Genomic DNA, 22,788 nt, shown 5'->3' on the forward strand with positions numbered 1-22,788 from the left:
ACCCATGCGGGAGATAATGCGCAGGCCTGAGGCAAAGCGCAAATTAAGATCGTGTTAAACCCGCGTGTGTTTTTCGCATGCCCTAGCAAGTCGAGTGCCGAACAGAATTGATGGTGTCCCCAGATTCGGAGACCGATCACCCACAACATCCTGGTTCTCTTTGACGATGAGCTTTTCTACAGAGCAAGAATGTCCCCATTAATCGCGGACCCGGAATGATGATCGAGGCACGTGCGATGGACGCCAATGTGAAGTTGTTGTGCGAGGAATTTGAGTTCTGGGCCTCGGCATATCAGCGCCGAGGAAGTGAGTACTATGAGAACGGCTGGGAGACCGATTTCCCCGGATACCGCGAACTGATGCATCTCGGGCAGGAAGCGATGAACCCGTGGACCATGACGAGCGCGACGCTCGCGTGCCTGGAGACATGTTGGGCGATCTCCAATGAGTGCACCGAGATGCTGGACTACGCGCAAGAGCATCTTGACGAGTGTTGGAAGACTCTGGTCGCACTCTCACAATCGCAGTTGTCAGATGTGCGCTGGCAGGTGTACATGGCCATGGAACACGCTGGGCCACGTGCCGAACCGTATCTGCGGCGCGGGCTGGAGGACTTGAACGATCGCTGTCGGCAGTACGCCCTGCTTGCGCTGGCCAACTGTAATCCGGCTGACGCGCGGGCGATCGCGGAGCGTTTCTTGAAAGACGCGGATCCTTACATGCGACAAGCGACTATCCGAATGGTCCTGGCGACTGGGGATTCCGAGTTTGTGGCCCAGGTCCGGCAGGTGCTCCTGCAAGACCCCGTGGAGCACGTGCGTAATGACGCGCGGCGCCGCTTGCCGGAGTGATTGGAACTGGCAGCCTGTGATCGCAGGCTGAGAGGCACAGCCACCAAGTCACGGTAACGATGTGTCCGCCGGTGGAGGTCGGGCCGGGGCGGGTCGTCCTGGCGACGGTCACGCACTACAGCAGCTTCGTGCTGCGGCTGTGCGTGGCGGCTGGCCGCGCACTGGCGTGCGGGGTTGTGATTACCGGGGTGACTTGCCGGCGTCGGCGAAACGCTTCAGAATCAGGCGCACTGCCTGCGACAACCGCGCCTTCCGTACGGCGGGATCGAGCGATGGGTCGAGCTTGGCCTCCGCGTAGCCGCGCCAGATGTGTTTACCCGTCGCCGGGTCGAGCACGTCGATGACCAGGGCTCCCTCGGAGTGCACCGGCGCGAAGCTCGACTCGCGCATGCCGCCGCGGGTTCTTTCAGTCACGGCGTAATCCACTGCGATGTCCGGCTTCCCATCGGTCAGCTGCTTGTAGCCCTTGCGGCCGAGCTCTTCGCCGATCAGTTGCCGGACGAGCGCATCGTGCTCCGCCGATAGGACCTTTTCGTACCGCAGCCCCATCTTGGCTTCGGGCGCCCAGGTCCATGTCTCGCCCATGCCATCGAACCGAATGCCCGGGCCATACGCGGACTCGATCCGCATCGGAGCACAGCCCAGCAGCGACAGCGGCAGCAGCAACAGACCGGCGGTAGCACACAACCGGCAGGACGTTCGTGCGTTCATCCGACATCTCCCACATGACGCCGCCCGACTCCGCCGCCGGGCCCTTCGGCGACATTGTAACGCAGCGGGCGCGGTCCGCATCCGGCACCAGTATTCACAAGCCGTTGTAATTCCGTGGACCGCATGTCAGAATCCGCGCTTCGCGTGGTCTGCCCTGATCGCGGCTGTGTGGAAGGAGCCGAGCATGTTGCGCGTTGCCCTCATTGTCGGTCTGGTTGTCGTCACCGTGGGTCTGTGGGGTTGCCCGCCGCCAGAGCAACTGCCGCCGTACACGCCCCCGGAGGGCAAGGACTACGGCAAGCCGCTGCCGCCCGGGGCGCTCGCGCTGCGCAAGATTTCCCCCAAGGATTACCCGGATTTCGGCCTGGCCTTCGACAACCGCGCCGGGCTGGAAGAGGCCATCCGCCACAGCCTCAGCTACCTCGCCAAACCGTCGAGCCACAAGTATTTCCCCTACGGCGAGATAACGCACGCACGGGCGGTGGCTTCGCTCGAACGGTTTCTCGAAATCCTGCCACGCGTGAACTCGCCGGCGGAATTGAACAAAGCCGTGCGTGACAACTTCGAGGTCTACCAGTCAGTCGGTTGCGACGACCGGGGGACGGTGTACTTCACCGGCTACTACACCCCCATCTTCGAAGGGCGCCGGCAGCGGGAGGGGGCATTCCGCTATCCGCTCTACTCATTGCCGCCGGACTTGGTGAAGGACGAGGAGGGGCAGGCGCTCGGGCAGCGCCGGCCTGATGGCGGGATGAACCCGACCTATCCGACGCGGCGCCAGATCGAGGAAGGCCGGCTGCTGGACGGCCTGGAGATTGCGTACCTGAAGTCGCCCTTCGAGGCGTACGTCGTGACGGTGCAGGGTTCAGCGAAGCTGCGGCTGGGCGACGGCTCGATGTACGAGCTCGGCTACGCCGGCAACAACGGACATGCCTACACGCCGATTGCGCTGGCGATGGTCAACGACGGCGTTATCAGACGTAACGAAATCTCGCTGCAGACGATGCTGCGTTACTTCGAGCGACACCCTGAGCAGGCATACAAGTATTGCTGGCGGAATGACCGCTACGTGTTCTTCAAGGAAGCGCCTGGCGGCCCGTTCGGGAGCATCGGTGTGCCCGTTACGCCGTTCCGCAGCCTCGCGACCGACAAGCAGATCTTTCCGCGGGCGTGCCTGGCATTCGTAAAATCGAAGCTGCCCATGGTTTACAATGAGAAGGTCGTTCAGGCACCGTTCTCCGCGTTTGCCTGCGACCAAGACACCGGCGGGGCGATTCGGGCGGCGGGGCGGTCTGACATCTTCATGGGGGTGGGGCCGTCGGCGGAGGCGATCGCCGGGCGAACCGGGTCGGAGGGCGCTTTGTACTACATCTTCGTTCGTGAGGGCGCACGACCGTAACAGCGCACGATTCCGGAGGAAAAAAGTTGACGCGGCCAACTTTCCGATAGAGAATACAGTCGTACATAGCAGCGGTCCCGACCGGTATTCGGTGCGGGGCCGGTAGCTGAGAAGTAGCGAGAACAACAGAAAAAGCAACTACGGTCGGTCGAACGATCATTCGTTCGAAACAATCCTTATCCATCCGCCTCATCACGACCGAACGGAGCTGCGGGCTTCCAGTCTTTGCCCGCATTTGTGCCCCGGATGAGGTGTGCCGATGGATCGCTTCCGCCTCTCTTCTATTGCATCGCTCTGTGAGCAGCTCAAGCGCGGCCCGAATCGTCTCTGCCTGCGCCAACTGCTCGGGATCGAATTCCTGCTCTCGCTGATTGAGGCGCACAAGCAGTACCCCTTCGAATTCGTCTGCAACGCCATCACCGGCTTTCGGCCGACCCACGAAGGCGATGGTCACGGCCGCTTGCTGGATGGCGAACTCTTGATCACCGACCTGGTCCTGCTGGCGGAAGACCTGAGCGAGAACGCCCGGCTTCCGCTGAATGCCTGGATCGAGCCGGTATACACAGTGGCGGACTTGGCGGAGCGGTTCGACGTCAGCACGAAGACGATCTTCCGCTGGCGTCGTCGGGGACTGGCGGGCTGGAAACTGCGGGGGACGGACGAACGCATGCGACTCCTATTTGCCGATCGATGCGTGCGGCGATTCGTGGCGCAGAACGCGGACCTGGTGACGCGCGGGAGCAACTTCTCCCAGCTCACCCGGCCGGAGCGCGAAGGGATCGTCGCTCGGGCGGCGGAACTCGTGGCTGGCGGCGGCCGGACGGTCAACGCCGTAGCGCGGCAGATCGCCGCGGAGTCCGGTCGGGCGGTCGAGACCATCCGCCTGATTCTGAAACATTACGACGAAGCCCACCCCAACGCGGGCGTGTTCAACCGCTCGCCGCTGCAGGTGGAGGTGGACGATCAACGTCTGGCGGTCTGGGAAGCGTACGTCGATGGCGAGACCGTCGAAGCGCTGGCACGGCGTTTCGGCAAGACGGTCGCGTGGATCTACCGCACGATCACCCAGATGCGCGCCCGGGAAATGCGGGCCCGGAGAATCGAATACGTAGGGAGCCCGGAATTCGATGCGCCGGATGCCGACGAAGCGATTCTCAGTTCGGCGCTTTCCGGCCCGCTTCAACAGGAGCTCGCGGTGTCGCCGCGGCGTGTGCCCGCCGGGTTGCCCCCGTATCTGGCGCAGCTCTTCCGCATCCCGCTGCTGACGCGCGAGGGTGAGTTCGTGCTGTTCCGCCAGATGAACTACCTGCGGCACAAGGCGCAGATGGCGCTCGATGCGCTGGATCCTGACCATGTGCGGCCGGCGCAGCTCGACGAAATCGAAGCGCTGCTCGACGAGGCCGCCCGGATCAAGGGGCGCATCGTCCAAGCCAACCTGCGGCTGGTGGTCAGCATCGCCAAGCGCCACTTGGCGCCCGGCCAGGACCTCTTCGAGCTGATCAGCGACGGCAACGTCTCACTGATGCGCGCGGTGGACAAGTTCGACTACGCGCGCGGCTTCAAGTTCAGCACGTACGCGTCGTGGGCGGTCATGAAGAACTTCGCCCGCTCGATCCCGGAGCAGCGCCGGCACGGCGAGCGCTACCAGACCGGCTGGGACACGTACCTGGATGCGATCGGCACGGCGCCGCGCGAGGACAGCGACAACGAGGAAGTGCTCGCGCTGCGTGGGACCGTCGAGCGCATGCTGGCCACGCTCGACGCGCGCGAACGTAGCATCCTGCGGCAGCGCTATGGCCTGGACGACGCCGGTGAACCACAGACGCTGGAGCAGATCGGCCGGCGGTTCGGGGTTTCGAAGGAACGGATTCGCCAGCTCGAGGCGCGGGCCATGACGAAGTTGCGCGGCGGTTTCGAGGCGGATGTGCAGCGGCTGCTGGGCGCCTGACGAGCCAATCGGTCCTCTTCTCTCACGACAGACCCCGCCGGGAGCGGCAGCTCCGGCGGGGTGCTTTTTTGGGGGCATTCGGGCGTTGGTGGCGGGGCAAACCGGCGCGCCGACAACCGAGAGATGTTCTTGCACGGTCCGATAATATAAAGCTTTCGCACCCGTGGAATGGCGATGTACTTCTGGGGACCGCTAATTCTTTGCGAATTCGCCGGTTCTTGACGCTTTAGAGTGGAAATCCGGGGGTTATCCGGGCCTAGAAGTGAATGCGGAGGTCTGTTTCCAGTTCGCGTGCGTAGTTCGAGGTGCGCGGCTCGAACCCCGTCGGTTGACTGCGACCATGAGGAGGCGCGGAATGCAAGCGCGAAGAGTGTTGACGGGCGCCGGGCTGATTGCCTTGGCGTTCGTGGTGGGATCCGCAGCTGCGGACGATATTCGTCCGCCGTACTGGGCTGGCCAGGTCGCCACGTCGCTCGCATCGTGGGAGTCCCTGACAACGGATCCGACGCCGCTGCTCGAAAAGTTGCGCGATCCGGTCAACAGCGCGCTGGTTCTGGCTGGGGCGATCAGTTCGGATGTGGTCTGGCAGCATGAAGGCGCCGGCTATCGCGGCGCGTCGTCATTTGCGGCCGGATTCGACGTGCGCGCCGAGCAGCCGGGGCACCGCAACGTGTGGGTTCAGCTTGCGTGGATGGTCGATCAGACCGCCGCGCGTCCGATGGCGGGGAATGCTGGGCCAAGCGTGAAGACGACGGCAGCCTCGGAGAGCATCCTCGCACCGACGAACCCGGAGGCGCCGTTCGGAGACGCATGGTTCCATCAGCCGCGTGTTGAGCCGGCACCGGCGCAGGAGCTGGTGCGGGCTCACGGCAACATCATGGGCGGCGGGCTGGTAAACGCCGGGTCGGTGATGCTGGTACGGGGGCGGTAGCCCGGAACAGTCGATAGTTCACCCACGGGACGGCGGGTTGCGGCTCGCCGTCCCGTTTTCGTTGCGCGGCCGGCGTCATGTTGACCGGATGCGGGCGCGCAGTGCCGTGGCGGTCGCGTGGTCGGCCGAGCCGAAGAACACAAATACCACGCGCTCGATATTCGGGTGGCGCGCCAGGAACTCGGCGGTCGTGCGCAGGGCGATCTCCGTCGCCGCCTCGAACGGGTAGCCGTAGATGCCGGTGCTGATGGCTGGGAACGCGACGGTCCGCAGGCCGTTTTCGCACGCCACTTCGAGCGAGCGGCGATAGCAGGAGGCCAGCAACTCTGGCTCGCCGCGCCGGCCGCCGCCGTAGACGGGACCGACGGTGTGGATGATGTAGCGCGCGGGGAGGTTGAACCCGGGCGTGATCTTGGCATCGCCGGTGTCACAGCCACCAAGCTGGCGGCAGGCGGCCTGAAGCTGGGCCGCGCCGGCCGCGCGGTGGATGGCGCCGTCGACGCCGCCGCCGCCGGCCAGGGCGCGGTTGGCCGCGTTGACGATGGCGTCGACGGCCAGCCTGGTGATGTCACCCTGCTGCAGTTCGATGCGTGACCAGACGTCGGTGGTGGACATGAGTGGCTCCTCGCGGTATTCGCGCGTATTGTCGCATGGCGCTCGGTCGGCGGCAAAAGGAACCGCGAAGCGGCGATTTCGGCGCGGCGGGCGGGCCAGTACCATGGGGGCATGCCGAAGACGCTCTACATCATCGATGGCCACGCGCAGATCTACCGCGCGTATTTCGCACCGTTCCGCACGCTGAACGCGCCGAGCGGCGAGCCGACGCGCGCGACGCACGTCTTCTGCCAGATGCTGCTGAATATGCTGCGCGACCGCCGGCCGGATTATCTCGTGATGGTGCTCGACGCGGACGAGCGCAAGCTGCTGCGGCGGCAGATCTACCCGAACTACAAGGCCCACCGCGACCCGCCGCCCGAGGACCTCGCCCCGCAGGAAGACCGCATCATCAGCGTGCTGGCGGCCGCCGGCGTGCCCATGTTGCGGCGCGAGGGATTCGAGGCGGACGACATCATTGCCACGCTCGTCAAGCGACTCGCCAGCCAGGAACTCGACATCTTCGTGGTGTCGCGCGACAAGGATCTCGATCAACTCCTGCGTGACGGCGTGTCGCTGTATGACCCGATGAAGGACGAGGTCATCACCGCGGACGGGCTTTTCGAGCTGAAAGGCTGGCGGCCGGAGCAGGCCGTCGAGGCCCAGATTCTCACCGGTGACAGCGTGGACAACGTCCCCGGCGTGCCCGGCATCGGGCCCAAGACCGCGGCCAAGTTGCTACAGCAATACGCGACGGCGGCGGGCGTCGTCGCGCATGCGGATGAATTGACGCCCAAGCAGCGGGAGAACGTGCTGGCGTTCGCGCCGCACATGGACCTGACGCGCGAGCTCGTGACCCTTCGTACGGATGTGCCCATCGATTTTGACCTCGCCGCCGCGGAGTGCGCCCGTTTTGACTGGCGGCGTGTCCGACCGATTCTTGCCGAGCTGGGTCTGCGGCGCCTGCTGGAGCAACTGCCCGATGATGCGCTGGACGGCGAGCCGGCGCCGTCCCCGGATGCGTCCGTGCCGGCCGCGGCGCGGACGCCGGCCGTGGCTGGCGCGCCCCTCTCCGCCGCCGCGCTGCGCGAACCCGCGGGTGGCGACTACCGCCTGATTGAAACGCCGGAGAAGCTGGCGGAGTTCGCGGCCAAGCTGGCGCGGCAACCGGAATTCGCCCTGGACACCGAGACGACCAGCGTGAGCCCGATCGATGCCGAACTGGTGGGCCTGTCGTTCGCGTGGCAGGTGGGCGTCGGCTACTACATTCCTGTGCAGTGCGTCTATGGGCGGACACTGCCGCTCGACCTGGTGCGGGCGAAACTGGCGCCGATCCTCGCGGATGCGACGAAACGCAAGGTAGGCCAGAACCTGAAATACGATCTCAACGTCCTGCGCAACGCGGGGCTGCCCGTCGCCGGTCCGCTGTTCGATACGATGATTGCGGCATTCGTGATCGACCCTGCCCGCAACGCGTACAACCTCGACAGCCTCGCGCGCGGTTTGTTCGGCTACACGAAGATTCCGACGACCGACCTGATCGGCAAGGGCAAGCAGCAACTCCGCATGGACCAGGTCCCGGTCGAGCAGATCGCCGAATACGCGGCCGAGGACGCGGACTATACCTGGCGCCTGCGGCTGCTGTTCGAGCCGCAGATCGCCCCGTTGGGCATGGAGCGCCTGTTCTACGAGACGGAGATGCCGCTCGTCAGCGTGCTGACCGACATGGAGCACCATGGCATCCGCATCGATACCGACCTGCTGCGCGAACTCAGCCGCACGCTGGCGGCCCGTGCCGCCACCATTGTGAACGAGGTGCATCGCCTCGCCGGCACGCCGTTTAATCTCGATTCGCCGAAGCAGCTCGCCGAAGTCCTGTTCGACAAGCTCGGCTACCGCGTGGTGCGGAAGACCAAGACGACGCGTTCGACGGACGCCGAGACGCTCGAGATCCTGCACCAGGAGACGAACCAGCCGATCTTCGCGCTGCTGCTGGAGTACCGCGAGATCCAGAAGCTGCGCGGGACGTACGTGGACGCGCTGCCGGCGGAGCTGAGTCGGCGGACCGGCCGCGTCCACACGAGCTACCACCAGACCGGCACCGTGACCGGCCGGCTGTCGAGCAGTGAGCCGAACCTGCAGAACATCCCCGTCCGGACGGAGGCCGGCCGGCAGATTCGGCGGGCGTTCGTGCCGCGGAGCGCGGACGAGCTGCTGGTCGTGGCCGATTATTCACAGATCGAGCTGCGGGTGCTCGCGCATTTCTGCGAGGACGAAGCGCTCATGGGAGCGTTCGTGGCCGATCAGGACATTCACGCGTTCGTGGCGGCGGAGATTAACGGGGTGCCGCTGGCGGAGGTGACGAAGGAGATGCGCGGCCGGGCGAAGGCCGTGAACTTCGGTATCATCTACGGGCAGACGGCGTTCGGGCTTGCACAGGCGACGGGGATGAGCCGCACCGAAGCGCAGGCCTTCATCGACGCGTACTTCACGCGCTACCCACGTATTCGCGAGTTCATCGACCGCTGCATCGCCGACGCGAAGCGCGATGGGTACGTGCAGACGATCCTGGGCCGGCGGCGACCGATCGAGAATCTCACGTCGAGCAACGCGAGCGTCCGCGCCCAGGCCGAGCGCTTCGCGGTGAACACAGTCATTCAGGGCTCGGCCGCCGACCTGATCAAGATCGCGATGATCGAGCTGCACCGGCGGATCGCGTGCGAGTCGTTGCCGCTGCGCATGCTGCTGCAGGTGCACGATGAGCTGGTCTGCGAAGCCCCGCGCGCGGCCGCCCCGGCGATGACGGCGGTCATGCGCGCGGTGATGGGTGGGGCGATGAAGCTGCGCGTGCCGCTGAAGGTCGACGTGGCGACGGGGGAAAACTGGCTGGAGGCGAAGTGACGGAGGGGCGGGATCGAGGGATCAAGGGAATGAGGGTGCGGGGGAAAGGGAACAGGGGATGGGGAACAGGGAACGGCTGCCGCGGAGCGCGGTACGGCCGCTCTTGGCGCGTAGGGTGCGCCGTTTGTCGGTCCTGCGGGACAACTCAGGCCGAACGAGGCGTCTCTGTGAATCTCTGTGTCCTCGGCGCCTCTGAGGTGATCTGTTGCGGCGCCCCCTTATCAGCCTATCTCGTTATCACCTTATCACTCGCCGATGGCGAAGGTGATGTCCACCTCGACCGTCGAGTTGAGCGGCAGTTCCGCGACGCCGACCGCGGCGCGGGCGTGCCGGCCGGCGTCACCGAAAACCTCGACCAGGAAATCGCTCGCGCCGTTGGCGACCTTGTGCTGGTCCGTGAAGCCGGCATTCGACGCGACGTACACCGCCACCTTCAGCACGCGCGTGATCTGGTCCAGCCCGCCGGCCACTTCCGCCGCCGCGGCGAGCGCGTTCAGCGTGCACACGCGGGCCGCCGCCTGGGCGTCCTCGAGCGTGCGTCCGTCGGGGCCGCCGACCTTTCCGGCGTAGGCGAGCTGGCCGGCGCGCATGGGAATCTGGCCGCTCAGCGTGATGGTGTGGCCGTAACGCAGGGCGGGCACATAGGCGCCGACCGGCTTGGTGACGGGGGGCAGGGTCAGCCCCAGGGCTTGCAGGCGTTCACTCGGTTTGCTCATCAGTGATCTCCGGCTCGGGCTCGTCCACGAGCTGCAATCGGGGCGCGTTTGTGGGCTGCCGCGCGGAATCATCCGCGAGCGGCGGCGCGAGTTCGTCGCCGGAAAACGCGGGTTCGTCCGCGGCCTCCGGTTCGGGTTCATCCACGGGCTGGATCAGGAAGATGTAGATTGTGCCGAACACGGCTTCCTGCTCGGCACGGATGCGGTGCGAACGAATCAGCTCCAGCATGGCCAGGAAGCGGCCGACGACCTGCAGGCGGTCCGGCTGGCCGTCGAACAGTGTCTCGAACGTCGACGGGCCTTCGCGCTCCAGAATGCTGAGGACTTCGGCGATATGCAGCTCGATCGGGACTTCGTCGTAGCGCACTGAGTGCAGGCCGGGGCCGCGACCAATCGCCGCCATGACCTTGCCGAATGCGGAGAGCAGGTCCCAGACCTGCACTTCCTCGAGCTGCACGCCCTCGAGCTCCTTGGGCAGATCGCACGGCCGGCGCACGTAGCGCTGCGCGCGGTTGTCGGCGGAGGTGCCCAGCGCGCGGGCCGCGTCCTTGAAGCGCTTGTATTCCAGCAATTGCCGGACGAGCGGGGCGCGCGGGTCGGTGCTGTCGTCGAGATCCTCGATGGGCGGCGTCGGCAGCAGCGAACGCGACTTCAGCTCGACGAGCGTCGCCGCCATGACGAGGAATTCGCCGACGGCATCGGGGTCGAGCTGTTCGAGCAGGTGCACGTGCGCGAGGTACTGGTCAGTGAGACTGGCGATGGGGATGTCGAGAATGTCCACCTCGTCCCGGCGGATAAGAAACAGCAGCAGATCGAGCGGGCCGCTGAAGACGTCGAGCTGTACGCGGTAGTCGGACAAAACGCTCTCACTCGTCGCCGGTGGGGCTACAGGGTCGCCGCCCGGACGATGCCGCACGCGTCGCGGACTTCGGCCATGACCTCCTCGGCCACGGCCCGCGCCCGCCGGGCGCCGCCGCGCAGTATATCCTCGACGTCATCGGGGCGGGCGAGCCACTGCGCGCGGATTTCGCGGCGGCTGCCGAAGCGTTCCTCGTAGAGCTCGACGAGCCGCTTCTTGGCCTCGCCGTAACCCATGCCGCCGGCGCGGTAACGCTGCTCCCACTGGGCGAGTTCGGCAGGCTCGGCGAGGAGTTTCAGCAGGGCGAAGACGTTGCAGGTCTCGGGGTGCTTGGGCTGTTCGACCGGGGTGCTGTCGGTCTTGATGGCCATGATCTTCTTCTTCATGGCCTTGGCCTCGCCGAAGAGCTCGATGATGTTGCCGTAGCTCTTGCTCATCTTCTGGCCGTCGATGCCGGGGACGATGGCGGTCTCGTTGAGGCGCGGTTCGGGGCGCTTGAAGACGGGGCGGAACGTCTGGTTGAAGTAGCCGGCCATGTCCTGCGTGAACTCGATGTGCTGCAACTGGTCGCGGCCGACCGGGACGATGTCGCTGCGGTAGATGAGAATATCGGCGGCCATGAGCAGCGGGTAGCAGTACACGCCCATGTTGGGGACAATGCCCTTGGCGACGTGGTCCTTGTAGGTCGTGGCGCGGTCGAGCAGGCCCTTGCCCGTGACGGTGCCGAGAATCCAGGCGAGCTCGGTGACTTCGGGCACGTCGCTCTGGCGGAAGAGGTTGATGCGGTTGGGATCGAGCCCCATCGTCAGGTAGTCGATGGCGACGTTGCGGGTGAGCTGGCGCAGGTGCTCGGCGTCGTGGACCGTCGTGAGCGAGTGATAGTTGGCGATGAAGTAGAAGCCCTCGTGCTCCAGCTGAAGCTCGATGTGCTGCTTCATCGCCCCGAAGTAGTTGCCGAGGTGCAGCTCTCCGGTCGGCTTGATTCCCGACAGTGCGCGCATCCCAACCTCCAGTGCGTCGGCCCCGCCGCCGCCACGTGCAGGCACGGCCAAGTTACGGGGCAGTAGACCACGAGTGCGGCGGGGATACAAGGGTGGAACGGTGGCGGGGGGCGCAAACGGTGCGCCGCGACTAAGTTCAGCGCACGGGACGGCGCGGCTGCAGCTGGCCGGCGAGTCGGGCGGCCCGGGGCGCTTCCGCGTGGTGCGCGCGCTAACTATTGACGGATGCGCGGCTTGCAGCGGGGTGTGCCGGGCAAGAGGTAGCCAGGCCTCACGCAAGCCATACGTCGAGGCGCGTGTAGTCGCGGTTGCGGAGGCGCTGGGCGCGGTCGCCCGTGAGGCGCGGGGCCTCGATCGGATCGCTGTTGTCCAGTTGGTAGCGTACGGGGTGGACTGCGTTTGGTCCGTACGTGTCGCGGCGCGCGGGGTTGTGATACACGAGCAGGACGGACCCGAGCAGGGTACACGCGAAGTGTCCCTCGGGGAGCTCGGTGTTCTGGCCGCGCCAGGTGATCGTGCGGCGAGCGGGGGCGAACCAGGCGCCGGGGAGTGCCGGTCGCAGAGTGAACCACAATTCGTTGGCGTCGAGCGTGAACGGGCTGGGACCGATCGTGAGCAACCGCCAGATGTGTATGAACTCAGCCGAGGAGCCGCTGAGGCGCGCGATGAAGCCGCGGCCGCGCGTGGCGGGGTCGGGGTTGGCGGAGGAGGCGATGAAGGAGCTGTTTTCCAGCACGCTGCGGCCATAGCGCTGCGGGTCGAGGAACGGGACGAGCATCGTGCGGGCGTCCTCGAAGAACTCCGCGTAGAGGCCGCGGCGAAGCAGCTCCAACAGGTACTTGTACGACATGTGCAGCCAGATCGACTCGTTCTCGAACCAGCCGCGCGTGAAGGTCCGCGCGCGGCCGATATCGGGCGGGCAGGCGTCGAGACACTCGTTGAGCTTGTACATGCCAAGGTCGGCGTCAAAGAGCGCGCTCCGGCGGACGGCGTGCCACACCGCGCGGGCGCGGGCGGGGTCGTCGATGATCCGCAGCCAGTGGACCTGACCTTCGAGGAACAACGGCAGCGGCTGAGCCGCGAAGTTGGTCGGCATGGACTTCGAGTCGTCCGTTGTCGTCGGCTTGTTGGCGTAGTACGTGTGGATCAGGCCGGTCTGCGGGTCAACGGAGAGCGACAACGCGCGTCGGGCGCGGGCTTCGACGCCGGCGAGCAGCAGCTTGAGCTGCGCGCCAGAGACCATTCCGGCATCCGCCGTCGTACGGTGCGCGATGCGGGCGCGGAATTGCTCGCGGAGCTTCGCGGCGTGCGACCAATCGAAGTCCGCGGACAAATCCGGGACGATGGCGGCGATGAGATCGGAGACTTCGATGGGCAAAGCCGTGTCCGGCGGGTCCGGGAGGGCGGCGCGCAGCCAGGACGCGAGGCGTGCCAACTCGGCCAGCTCGCAGGTCGATGAGCCGAACAGCCCGGGCAGGCCGTTCAGCGAGTCGTTCCAACCCGGGCGGCCGGCCTCCATTTCCAGGCCACGGCCATTCGGTCCGAGCGAGATGGCCTTGATCGCGAGCAGCGCGCAGAGCTTGCCGAAGACGGTGACGGGCGCGAGCGGCGGCTGCGGCACGGGGCCGTCGGCAACGGCGCCAAGCTGCAGCGGACCATTCCGGCGGCGCACGAATTTGTCGGCGCGCGGGCGAACGAAAGCGCCGTCTTCGAACCAGCCGATGTCGGCCGTCTCCGTTAGCATGGATGGGACGCGGTCGGGATAGATGTCAGCGAACGCCTCGAGCAGATCGACGATGTAAGTCCAGTGGTCGATCCAGTAGCCGCCTTCGTGGCCGTGGGCGACGAGGCGGCAGTCGCACTGCGCGAGGATGCGTTCGAGCCAGGCCTGGCGGTCCGGCATCACGACGGCGTGGCGATCGGCCCACGCGAGCAATTGGCCGGGCTGAAACGGGTGCTGCACGAGCGACTTCAATTCGGCCTCAGCCGCGGCGTCGGTCGTAGGGCACTCCAGGTCCGCGGGGTCGCCATCCGGCGGCAGCTCCCAGCGGTAGCCCTCAATGGCGAGCGGGTTGTAGCCGTCGGGCTGGAGCAGGTTGACAAACGTGCGAATCTCGAGGTCGCCGATCTCGGGAAAGAACCAGACGTCGCAGCGGCGGTTCTGACAGATATCGCGGTAGTTGCCCGCGCCGCTGGAAAGCGGGTGCGGGGGGAGGATGAAGTAGTTGTAGTCGCGCTCCAGGTCGCCGTGCCGGCGGGCGTAGAGATGCAGCAACGCCGGTCCGTTGCGCGTCGGCAGTACCCGCGGGACGCCGCCGCGGAGGACGTTGTCGAGCCAGTTCTGGCGCGTGTAGGCGTCGAGCAGCGGCAGGCTCGAAAAAGTGGCGGTGGGTTCGACGACGGACGTGACGAGGTCGCGGCTGGCAGCGCGAGCGGCGTCGAAGTCCGCGGCTTGGGTGAACTGCGGCAGGAAGCGCGCCAGAGCGTCTTCGCTCGGTGCGAAGCCGATGAGGGCGATCCACTCGATGGACTCGCCCGGCGCGAGGCGCGCCTCAATCGGGGCAAGCGCGCAAGGCAATCGGTTTTCCCAGAGTTGGGCGGAGCGGTCGAGACGCTCCGTGGCGATGAAGCGGCGCGGCGTAATGAGATCCTGCCCGCCGCCGAAGATCACGTGCGGATCAACGAAGGCCTCGATGGGCTTGAGCGTGCTGTCCGTGACGAGCCACGCGGCGTAGAAATGGCCGTGCGTCACGGGGGTGACTTCGGCCTCATCGTGTGCGACGACCTTGGCCGCGTAGAAGGGCACGTGGTCGCAGGCGAGGCGGACGGCGGCGTAGGCTTCGTGGATGTGCCGCAACTGCTTCATACCCAGGTCGGTGAAGCCGGCGGGCAGAATCAATGGCAGGCCGTCGAGCAATTCAAGCTGGCGAGCCTGGCGCGCGCGGTTCGTGACGCGCACACGCCGGACGAGCGCTCCAAGCGGTTGATTCACTGGTGAGAAATAGGCGACCTCAAAGTCGAGGCCGCCGGGCGCGCCGGTCTCGGTGAGCGTGAGGGCATCGGGCTCGATGGCCATGGCACGTTGGCCCTGCGCACCGCCCACGGGGTCGAGCGCGAATGGTTCGTAGTATTGGCCGTCGATCTTGCAGAACGTGCGAAAGCCCTGGACGCCGACGAGCTGGTAAGCCCAGGTCGCGGGCAGGAACTCGACGATGGCCTGGTCCTTGTTGTGGACGCCAAAAGAGACGATGGCCTGGGCCCGGTTGACGTACATGCACCAGAGCGGGACGCCGGCGGGGCCGGCGACGCCGGGGAGGAAGCTGGAGAAGGCCGGTCCGCGGTCATAGCCGCGGATGAGGTAGCGGCCGTCGGCGTCGAGCACGTGGGACGGCGGGGCAGTTGGGGGGCAGTCCAGTCGCTTCACGGGTGTCTTGTCCTGATGCGCCACCGCCGCCTAGCCCTTCATTCCGGTGGTCGCGATGCCTTCGATGAACGTGCGCTGGCTGATGAGGAAGAGGATCAGCAGCGGCGCGGTGACGAGCGTACAGGCGGCCATGAGCAGGTTCCAGGGGGTGCCGCCGTGCTGGGCCTGGTAAAACTGCAGGCCGAGCGCGAGGGTGAACAGGTCCTGGTGGTTGAGGTAGATCAGCGGGCCGATGAAATCATTCCAGACGTACATGGAGTGGAACAGCGCGACGACGGCCAGCGCCGGTTTCGAAAGCGGCACGATGATCCGCCAGAAGATGCCCCAGTGGCCGAGGCCATCGAGGCGCGCCGCTTCGGAAAGGTCATTGGGAATCTGCGCGAAGAACTGCCGCAGCAGGAAGATGTTGAACGCGTTGCCGAAGATTGCGGGCACCCACAGCGGCTGCAAGGTGCCGATCCAGCCCAAGTACTTGAATACGAAATACGTCGGGATCATGATGGCCGGGAAGGGCACCATCATCGTTGCCAGCATGATCGCGAAAACCACGCCGCGGCCGCGCCACGAGATCTTGGCAAAGCCGTAGGCGCAGAGTGCGCTGGACAGCACCATGCCGCCGACGCTCAGCAGCGCGACGATCAGGGTGTTCCGCAGGTAGAGGATGAAGTGCACGTTCTCGCTGGTGAGTACGCCCTCGTAGCCCGTCCGTTCGACACCGGACGGCTCGACGATCTTCTCCCGGCCGGCGTAGTAGTTCTCGTACAAGTACTGCGGGATCCGGGACGGCTCTTTCGGCAACAGCGAGAAATCCGCCGTTGTCACTTCCTCCTGCGGCTTGAGGCTCGACGCGACCATCCATGCAATCGGGGCGACGAACACCGTCGAAACAAGCGCGAGCACGAGCAGGGCCGACATGCGTCCGAGGCGGGATTCCCTCATCGCAACCCTCCGCGGTAATGGACCAGGTTGCGGCTGAGGCGGAACGCCAGGGCCGTCAGCAGCAGGATGATGCCGAGCTGTATCCAGCTCAACAGGCACGCGTAGCCGAAACGTTGATGCAGAAACGCCACGTCGTAGAGATACATCGTGTAGAAATACGCGTTCTGCCCCGGGCCGCCGTTGGGAATCATGATGTAGGGCACGGCGAACACCTGCCAGACAAAAATGATGCCGAGCACCACGTTGAAGAAGATCGCCGGCGAGATCATCGGCAAGGTCACGTGACACAGTCGCTGCACGGGGCCCGCCCCGTCAACGTGCGCGGCTTCGTAGAGCGAGCGCGGCACGTCCTGCAGGCCCGCGAGGTAGATGACCACCGCGTTGCCGACGCTCCAGAAACTCAGCAGGATCATGCTGGGCATCGTCCAACGCGCGTCGCTCAGCCAGTTCGGTCCCGTGATCCCAATCCAGCCCAACGCGGTGTTGACCAGTCCGAAGCGGGAGTTGTACATCCACATCCAGACGATCGCGACCGCCACCAGCGGAACGACCGTCGGTACGAAGATCAAGGCGCGCCACAGCGTACGGCCGGGCACGCGCACATTGAGCAGTACCGCCAACAAGAGCGCGATGAGCGTTCCCGCCGGGAGGGCGACGGCGGCGTAAAGCGCGGTGTTCTTCAGTGCCTGCCAGAACAACTGATCGCTCAGCAAGGCCCGCACGTTTTCCCAGCCCGTGAAGACCGGCCGGCGCAAGCCGTTGAACTCGCAGAAGCTCAGATAGCCGGAAAGTACGATCGGCAGCAGCAGGAACAGCGCGAAGCCGATCAGCCACGGGCTGATCCAGGCCAGCCCGGTCAGCTCGGCGCGAAATGTGCAGCCGCGCGACCGGAGGCTCATGGATAGCTCTCCCCATAGCGCGCCAGGCCCTTGCGTGCCAGTTCGCTGAGTTGCGCGAGCCGTTTCTGACATTGCTCCAGCCGGGCGCGCGGCTCGACGCGCCCGCTCCAGATGTCGGCGTAGGCAGCTTCGAAATTGCCGCGCAGCGCGGTCCAGTTTGGCAGTGCGGGATCGGTATAGGCTCGCGGGCCGCGCGCCGCCTGGTCGTGGACCTCGACTGCTGGATTGGGATGCGTCGCGCTGAATTCCCGCGATGGCTCGACCAGCGGGCAATTCTTATAGTGGTTCCAGCAGATCCACTCGATCGGCCGCAACGGTGGCATCGGGTGTCGGACCGGGCCGGTCTCGGTTTCTTCCACGTAATATTCATATCCACGCTGCGGCTCGGATTTCCCGGACGGCACTTGCACCGGCGGGCTGGTGTAGAGCCAGGCGACGAAGGCCCAGGCCTCGTCCGCGTGCCGCGCGCCCGCCGGAATGACGAGCACGTCCTGCCCGCAATAGCCGACCGGCTCGCCGTCGATGGTCGGGAACGGAGCGGCGCCTAGATCAATGTCGGGGCCGTACTGGCGGACCATGTTCGCAAACCATGGACCTTGCTGCATCATCGCCAGCTTGCCGATCATGAACGGATTGTCGGGCGAGTTGAAGTTCGCGAAGCTGGATTCGAAGCTTTGGAGCTGCTCGAAGCCATACTCGCGGGCGAAATCCTGCACCCACTGGTACGCCCGAATGAAATGCGGGCCATCCACCTGGAACGAACCGCCCGGACCGTCGTGAAACGTACCGCCGAACCACAACGTCCACGTATTCCAGTACCAGCCCAGCGGCCAAGGCGCCCCAGGGACAAAACCCATCAGCTCGATGTTGCCCTTGGCGTCGCGGCGATGGAGGACGCGGCAATAGCCCTCGAGCTCCGCGATCGTCCGCGGGGCGCGTTCGGCGCTGTAACCCGCGGCCGCCAGCGGCTCGGCAAACTCGGCGAAGAGATCCTTGTTGTAATACAGCGCGAGTGACCAGGGCGTCAGCGGAATCGCGTAGAGGTGCTCATGATAGCGGCAGGCATTGTAATACACTGGCAGGATCGTCTGGGCGTTAATGCCGGCTTCCGCGGCGCGCTCGTCCAACGCTTGCAGTGCGCCCCCGACGGCGAAGCCGGGCACGCGGTCGGGCCAGAGGCCGGCGAGATCGGGCGGATCACCTCCCCCGGCCGCGACCAGCGTCTTGATTTCGATCTGGGTTGTGGCGATGTAGTCGACGTAGATGCCTTTCTCGACTCCGACGGTGTCGTTGAAGACGCCGCAGAGCCGGCGCATCGCTTCGCCTTCGAAGTCGGTCCACTTCTCCCAGTAGGTGACGACGGTGCGGTTCGGCGGGATCGGCCGGCTGGTGCGGGGGCCGAAGGCGACGAGGCCGAGGGCGGGAATGACGAGCACGGCGCCGATGACCAGCTTCACGAGTCGCGTGTGCCAGGGTGTGCGGGTCGGGTCCATCGTTCTCGTCAAGATCGATCGTTGTGGGTCATTCAAAACGGATGTCGTCGAGGTAGACGACCGCGCCGTGCGGGTTCAGGTCCCAGTTTGCATCCCAGCCGAAGCCGCCGATGATGTGTCGGAGGTCGGCGCCGCGCACGTCGAGCTCGTAGGCACGCCACGTTTCGTCGAGCCGACAGAGCTTGCTGCGCGGGTAGGCGAGTGAATCGCCATACGGGCCGTCGATGCCGCCGACGGTGAATTTCACGCGGCAGGGACTGTCGGCGCGGGCCCAGAAGACCAGGCGGCGATAGCCGGTGAGGTTGTAGCCGCCGTCGGCGTAGCGCGCTTCACGGCCCCAGTTCTGATCCGGGTGCAACCAGCGGAGCGACGCCCAGCGGCAGGGTGGGCCGTAGTTGCACGTGTGCGGGCCGCGGCCCTTGTTCTCATAGACGATGCGGATGCAGGTGCGGCCGGTGTGCGGGTTGGTGGTCCACTGTTCGTCGATCTGTACGTCGCCGCAGTCGCCGTCGAGGCCGCTTGGTGAGTAGTGGTTCTCGGCGTCGGCGCAATCGCGATAGATGTGGAAGGGTGCGCTGCGCGTGGAGGTCGGGGCGCGCGACGTGGGCGAGTCCGCCGCAGGCGCTGTGTCCGGCGCGGCGGGTGGAAATGGCTGGCGGGCCAGCACCTTGGGTTGGCGGTCGGCGTCGAATAGCCCCCAGTGCGGCTCGAATGGACGCCAGGTTTTCCAGGGTTGATCGAAGCCTTCGAAATACGCGAAGAACACGGGCGCGCGGGCGAGTTGGGTGTAGTACTCGGCCTGGTGTTCCGCGCTGAGCTGGCCGGCTGGATCACGCGCGGTTGGCAGGCCGACTTCCTTGAACCAGATGAAGCGGCCGCTGCGGGCGAGGTCGTCGTAGGCGCCGCGTGTCCACCGGAGCGCGGACGCGGGTTCGTGGCGGCCGTGGAAGAACGGATGCGCGTTGGGGAAGACCCAGTCGCCGAGCTGAAGGATCTCGTCGTCGAGGTAGTCGTCGATCTCCTCGGTCGTTGTCACGGGCTTGCCGGTCGCAGAGCGCATCTCGTTGAGCGCGGTACGCAGTTCCGCGAGTGTGTAACGCCGGCCGATACCTTCGTTGCCGACGCAGAGGCCGAGCACGAGCGGATGACGCGCGGCCGTCTTGGCATTCGCGATTTCCTCGGCGAGCCTGAAATCCCAGACACCGACGATGACGCCGCGAAAACCGGCGGCCGCCGCTTGCGAAACGGTCTCGCGGCCCTGTACGCCGGCGGAACCATAGGTGATGAGGCCGGTGAAGCCGGCTTTGCGCAGGGTGTCAAGGTCGGCGCGGATGCTCTCGGCGGTCGGTTGCTGGAGCAGGTCCGGATTGACGCCGGTGGGGGTGTAGCAGACCCAGACGAGCTGGCGTACCTGGGCTTGCCACTCGGCGGAGACGCCGGGCGGGGCGGAGGAAGCGGTGACTGACGCGAACATGGTCGCGCTCAGAATTGCCATGATCGACGTCATGCGGAGCGCCTGGTCGTGACTGGCCCGTTGCACGTCATTGCAGGGCGGCCTTGGGTGTGCGATCGGCCCGGTAGAGGCCCCAGTGCTTTTCGACATCGTCGGGGTGCTCACCGCCTTTCCACGGCTCGTCGAAGGCCTCGAAATAGAAGCTCGGGATGCGCTCCTGCGTCGTCCATGCGCGGAATTGCTCGTAGAAGACGCGCTGTTCCTGTTCGCCGGGCGTGCCCTGGATCAAGGTGGCCTGGTCGCCGGCGGTGTGCTTGCAGGTGGCCCAGCCGGCTTCGCCGAGGACGAGCGGGACGCCCGGGTGCTGCGCGGCGACGGCGGCGTACTGCTCTTGGGTGAACGCGAGCGCGCGGTCGAGTGTTTGGCCGTTCCACATGGCGTAGGCGTGAAGAGTGATGAAGTCGATCTCGTCGGCGATACGCTGGCTCTCCGGCGTCAGCCAGAAGCGGAAGTCGTCGGCGGTGGTGATGGGGACTCCGGTACTGGCGCGGGCCTGTCGCAGGTAGCCGATCAGCACGTCCGCGGCGACCTTGTGCGCAGACCAGAAGACCTGTGTCTCGTTGCCGACGCTGATCGCGCACACGATGTCGGGGAAACGCGTGGCCAGGTCGATCGCCGCCTGCAACTCAGCCTGGTTGGCCTCCACGGCTGCGGGCGTGTCTTCGGGTTCGATCCAGGCACCGACCATCAGACGCAGGTCGGGGTGCTCCTGGTGCATGAGCTCAGCAACGGTTTGAGCGGAGCCGCGGGCGCCGTACATGCGCAGCAGGCGCCAGTGGGCGGCCATGAGGCGCAGGTCTTCGGCGAGTTGCGCGCGTGTGGGCTGCACGCCCGCCGGATGCTGGCCAGCGCGATAAGGCCCGTAGGCGATGCCGGCCCCGGACCAGGCGGTGTGCGGAGGCAAGCGCAAGGGGCGCCGCGCGACGGTCGGCGGGTCGGAGGACGCAGCACACGAGGCGAACAGCAACAGGCAGAGCGTCGCCCAAGGAGTCTTCATGGGCTGCTCCGTCCGGCGGCTGCCATGTCGTTGGCGCGCGTCCCAGTATCTGGTGTCTGTAAGTGTAGTGTTGCCGACGGCATAGTCTGGTGTTACGCAAGGGACGGCAATGACGTCACGTGGGACAACACGGTCTTCTTTGCATTCTACGGGTGCATTGTGGAAAGTGCAATGCGCTTGAGAAGCGGCCGCGGAAACGATATGCGCGAGCGGCCAGCGCGCCGTCGTGGCGAGGCAGGTGGATCGGCGCTACGCCGGGTGGCGCGTCGGGCGGGCCGCTAGCGAGCGGGATCGAGAAGGTGTGCGGGGAAGCCAGCAGCGGGTTATGAAACAGTTTCAGGGCCGCTGCGGAGCGGTGGGGGCAAGGTGGCGGCCCTTGGCAGTCTTTCTCTAAGTATTTATGGGACATTATGTTGAGACTACTGAGACTTTTTCGTTGACATCGGGGGGCGTGTGGCGTAATCTGAAGTCTGAAAAAGTTGCAGGAACACTTGCAGAAAGAGTTGCAGACACATTTGCAGGCCCGTTGCAGTGGAGTGCGTATGCCGTCCATTCGCAAGATTGCCGAGCAGGCGGGGGTTTCGATCAGCACGGTCTCGCGGGCGCTGAACAACGAGGGGTTGGTCAGTCCCGAGACACGCAAGCTGATTCTCTCGATCGCGAACCGGAATGGCTATGTAGCCAAAATGGGGCGCCGCATCACTACGAACGTGGCTCTGGCATTTACGCAGGAAATCACCGTGGCACATGCATTTGACTCCGCGGTGCTGGCTGGGGTGATGCGCGGGCTCGATGAGGGGCGCTTCAATCTGGTCTTGCTCAACATGCAGCGCGACAAGGAGGTGGGCGAGAACTACACGCAGTTCTTCATGCGCAAGGGCGTGCGCGGTGTCCTGCTGCGCACAACGCTGGATTCGCGCATGGTCTGCCAGGCCATCGCGGACGAGGGCTTCCCGCACGTCGTCATCAGCGAGCGGATCAGTACGCCGCGCGTGAACTACGTCGACTGCGATTCGAAGGCGGACACGATTCGGGCGATGAACTACCTGGTGTCGCTCGGCCACCGCCGGATCGCGTTCGCGCTGCATACGGTGCCGGACCAGGATCACGCAGACCGGCTGGAGGGTTATCGCGAGGGGCTGGCACGGAACGAGCTGCCCTTCGACGAAAACCTGGTGCTGCGGCATCGCAACGGGCTGGCCGGGGGCGAGACGGTGATGGAGGTCGCGATGAGCATGCGGCCGCGGCCGACGGCGATCTTCTTCGCGGACCCGCTGCTGGCGATCGGGGCGGTGAACAAGGCCCATATGCTGGGTGTGCGGATCCCCCAGGACATGTCGATCGTGGGGTTCGACGACACGAACATCCGGCACAGCGTGTATCCGCCGTTGACGGCCGTCTGTCAGGACGCGACCACGCTGGGGTTTGAGGCGGCCTTGTGGCTGACGCGCGTGCTGACGGGGGCGGTCCGGGGCAACTTGCGGAAGACGATCGCGACGTCGTTTGAGGTGAACCAGTCCACCGGCCCGGCGCCGACGGACGTGGCGGAGCCGGTAGCGTTGAGCGGCCGGCGGACACGGGCAGCGGCGCGGCCTGCGCCATAGAAGTGAGA

At 65.8% G+C, this 22,788-nt stretch carries 17 protein-coding genes; 6 read left to right on the top strand and 11 right to left on the bottom strand.

The annotated features are described in order from the left end of the window. The first annotated feature begins 218 nt into the window (after positions 1-218). Positions 219-851, top strand: coding sequence for a HEAT repeat domain-containing protein (locus tag KA383_16375; protein MBP7747693.1), 633 nt, complete (start codon positions 219-221; stop codon positions 849-851). A gap of 180 nt (positions 852-1,031) precedes the next feature. On the opposite strand, the gene KA383_16380 is transcribed toward KA383_16375, so the two are convergent. Then, a complete protein-coding gene (locus KA383_16380; GenBank protein ID MBP7747694.1) occupies positions 1,032-1,562 on the bottom strand; it encodes a DUF4136 domain-containing protein in 531 nt (176 codons plus the stop codon). Between the two features lie 184 nt (positions 1,563-1,746). On the opposite strand from KA383_16380, the gene KA383_16385 reads away from it, so the two are divergent. The 3 genes from KA383_16385 to KA383_16395 all read left to right on the top strand — a co-directional run bounded on the left by KA383_16385 (position 1,747) and on the right by KA383_16395 (position 5,840). Beyond that, positions 1,747-2,961 carry an MltA domain-containing protein gene (locus KA383_16385; GenBank protein ID MBP7747695.1) on the top strand — a complete coding sequence of 405 codons (1,215 nt, stop codon included), beginning with the start codon at positions 1,747-1,749 and terminating at the stop codon, positions 2,959-2,961. Between the two features lie 259 nt (positions 2,962-3,220). Continuing rightward, positions 3,221-4,909 (top strand): sigma-70 family RNA polymerase sigma factor, encoded by a 1,689-nt coding sequence (locus tag KA383_16390; GenBank protein MBP7747696.1) that lies wholly within the window; start codon positions 3,221-3,223, stop codon positions 4,907-4,909. Between the two features lie 355 nt (positions 4,910-5,264). Continuing rightward, positions 5,265-5,840: a hypothetical protein gene (locus KA383_16395; GenBank protein ID MBP7747697.1), complete on the top strand. Its 576-nt coding sequence runs from the start codon at positions 5,265-5,267 to the stop codon at positions 5,838-5,840. 75 nt (positions 5,841-5,915) lie between these two features. Here KA383_16395 and KA383_16400 read toward each other — a convergent pair whose 3' ends face one another. Further along, complete coding sequence (locus KA383_16400; protein MBP7747698.1) at positions 5,916-6,455, bottom strand: O-acetyl-ADP-ribose deacetylase; 540 nt, start codon at positions 6,453-6,455, stop codon at positions 5,916-5,918. Positions 6,456-6,566: 111 nt separating this feature from the next. Here KA383_16400 and polA point away from each other — a divergent pair, with 111 nt between their 5' ends. After that, positions 6,567-9,335 (top strand): DNA polymerase I, encoded by a 2,769-nt coding sequence (polA, locus tag KA383_16405; GenBank protein ID MBP7747699.1) that lies wholly within the window; start codon positions 6,567-6,569, stop codon positions 9,333-9,335. A gap of 245 nt (positions 9,336-9,580) precedes the next feature. Here the strand turns inward: polA and KA383_16410 are convergent, their stop codons facing one another. The 9 genes from KA383_16410 to KA383_16450 all read right to left on the bottom strand — a co-directional run bounded on the left by KA383_16410 (position 9,581) and on the right by KA383_16450 (position 21,176). Further along, positions 9,581-10,051, bottom strand: a complete 471-nt coding sequence (locus KA383_16410) for a RidA family protein (protein MBP7747700.1) — start codon at positions 10,049-10,051, stop codon at positions 9,581-9,583. Beyond that, entirely contained in the window at positions 10,035-10,910 is an 876-nt protein-coding gene (locus tag KA383_16415; protein ID MBP7747701.1) for a segregation/condensation protein A, read from the bottom strand. Before KA383_16415 ends, KA383_16410 begins: the two co-directional genes overlap by 17 nt. 26 nt (positions 10,911-10,936) lie before the next feature. After that, the gene (trpS, locus tag KA383_16420) at positions 10,937-11,911 is read right to left on the bottom strand and encodes a tryptophan--tRNA ligase (protein ID MBP7747702.1); all 975 of its coding nucleotides are present in this window, start codon (positions 11,909-11,911) and stop codon (positions 10,937-10,939) included. Positions 11,912-12,182: 271 nt separating this feature from the next. After that, entirely contained in the window at positions 12,183-15,335 is a 3,153-nt protein-coding gene (locus KA383_16425; GenBank protein ID MBP7747703.1) for a hypothetical protein, read from the bottom strand. A gap of 30 nt (positions 15,336-15,365) precedes the next feature. Further along, positions 15,366-16,274 (bottom strand): carbohydrate ABC transporter permease, encoded by a 909-nt coding sequence (locus KA383_16430; protein ID MBP7747704.1) that lies wholly within the window; start codon positions 16,272-16,274, stop codon positions 15,366-15,368. Further along, on the bottom strand, positions 16,271-17,173 hold the full coding sequence (locus KA383_16435; GenBank protein ID MBP7747705.1) for a sugar ABC transporter permease: 903 nt from the start codon (positions 17,171-17,173) through the stop codon (positions 16,271-16,273). Before KA383_16435 ends, KA383_16430 begins: the two co-directional genes overlap by 4 nt. Beyond that, positions 17,170-18,678 (bottom strand): extracellular solute-binding protein, encoded by a 1,509-nt coding sequence (locus KA383_16440; protein MBP7747706.1) that lies wholly within the window; start codon positions 18,676-18,678, stop codon positions 17,170-17,172. Before KA383_16440 ends, KA383_16435 begins: the two co-directional genes overlap by 4 nt. A gap of 16 nt (positions 18,679-18,694) precedes the next feature. After that, entirely contained in the window at positions 18,695-20,173 is a 1,479-nt protein-coding gene (locus KA383_16445) for a hypothetical protein (protein ID MBP7747707.1), read from the bottom strand. A 34-nt stretch (positions 20,174-20,207) separates the two neighbouring features. Continuing rightward, positions 20,208-21,176 (bottom strand): glycosyl hydrolase family 17, encoded by a 969-nt coding sequence (locus KA383_16450; GenBank protein ID MBP7747708.1) that lies wholly within the window; start codon positions 21,174-21,176, stop codon positions 20,208-20,210. 542 nt (positions 21,177-21,718) lie between these two features. On the opposite strand from KA383_16450, the gene KA383_16455 reads away from it, so the two are divergent. Then, entirely contained in the window at positions 21,719-22,780 is a 1,062-nt protein-coding gene (locus KA383_16455) for a LacI family DNA-binding transcriptional regulator (GenBank protein ID MBP7747709.1), read from the top strand. Positions 22,781-22,788 lie beyond the last annotated feature (8 nt).

The sequence above is a fragment of the Phycisphaerae bacterium genome, assembly GCA_017999985.1.
GTDB lineage: Bacteria > Planctomycetota > Phycisphaerae > UBA1845 > Fen-1342 > JAGNKU01.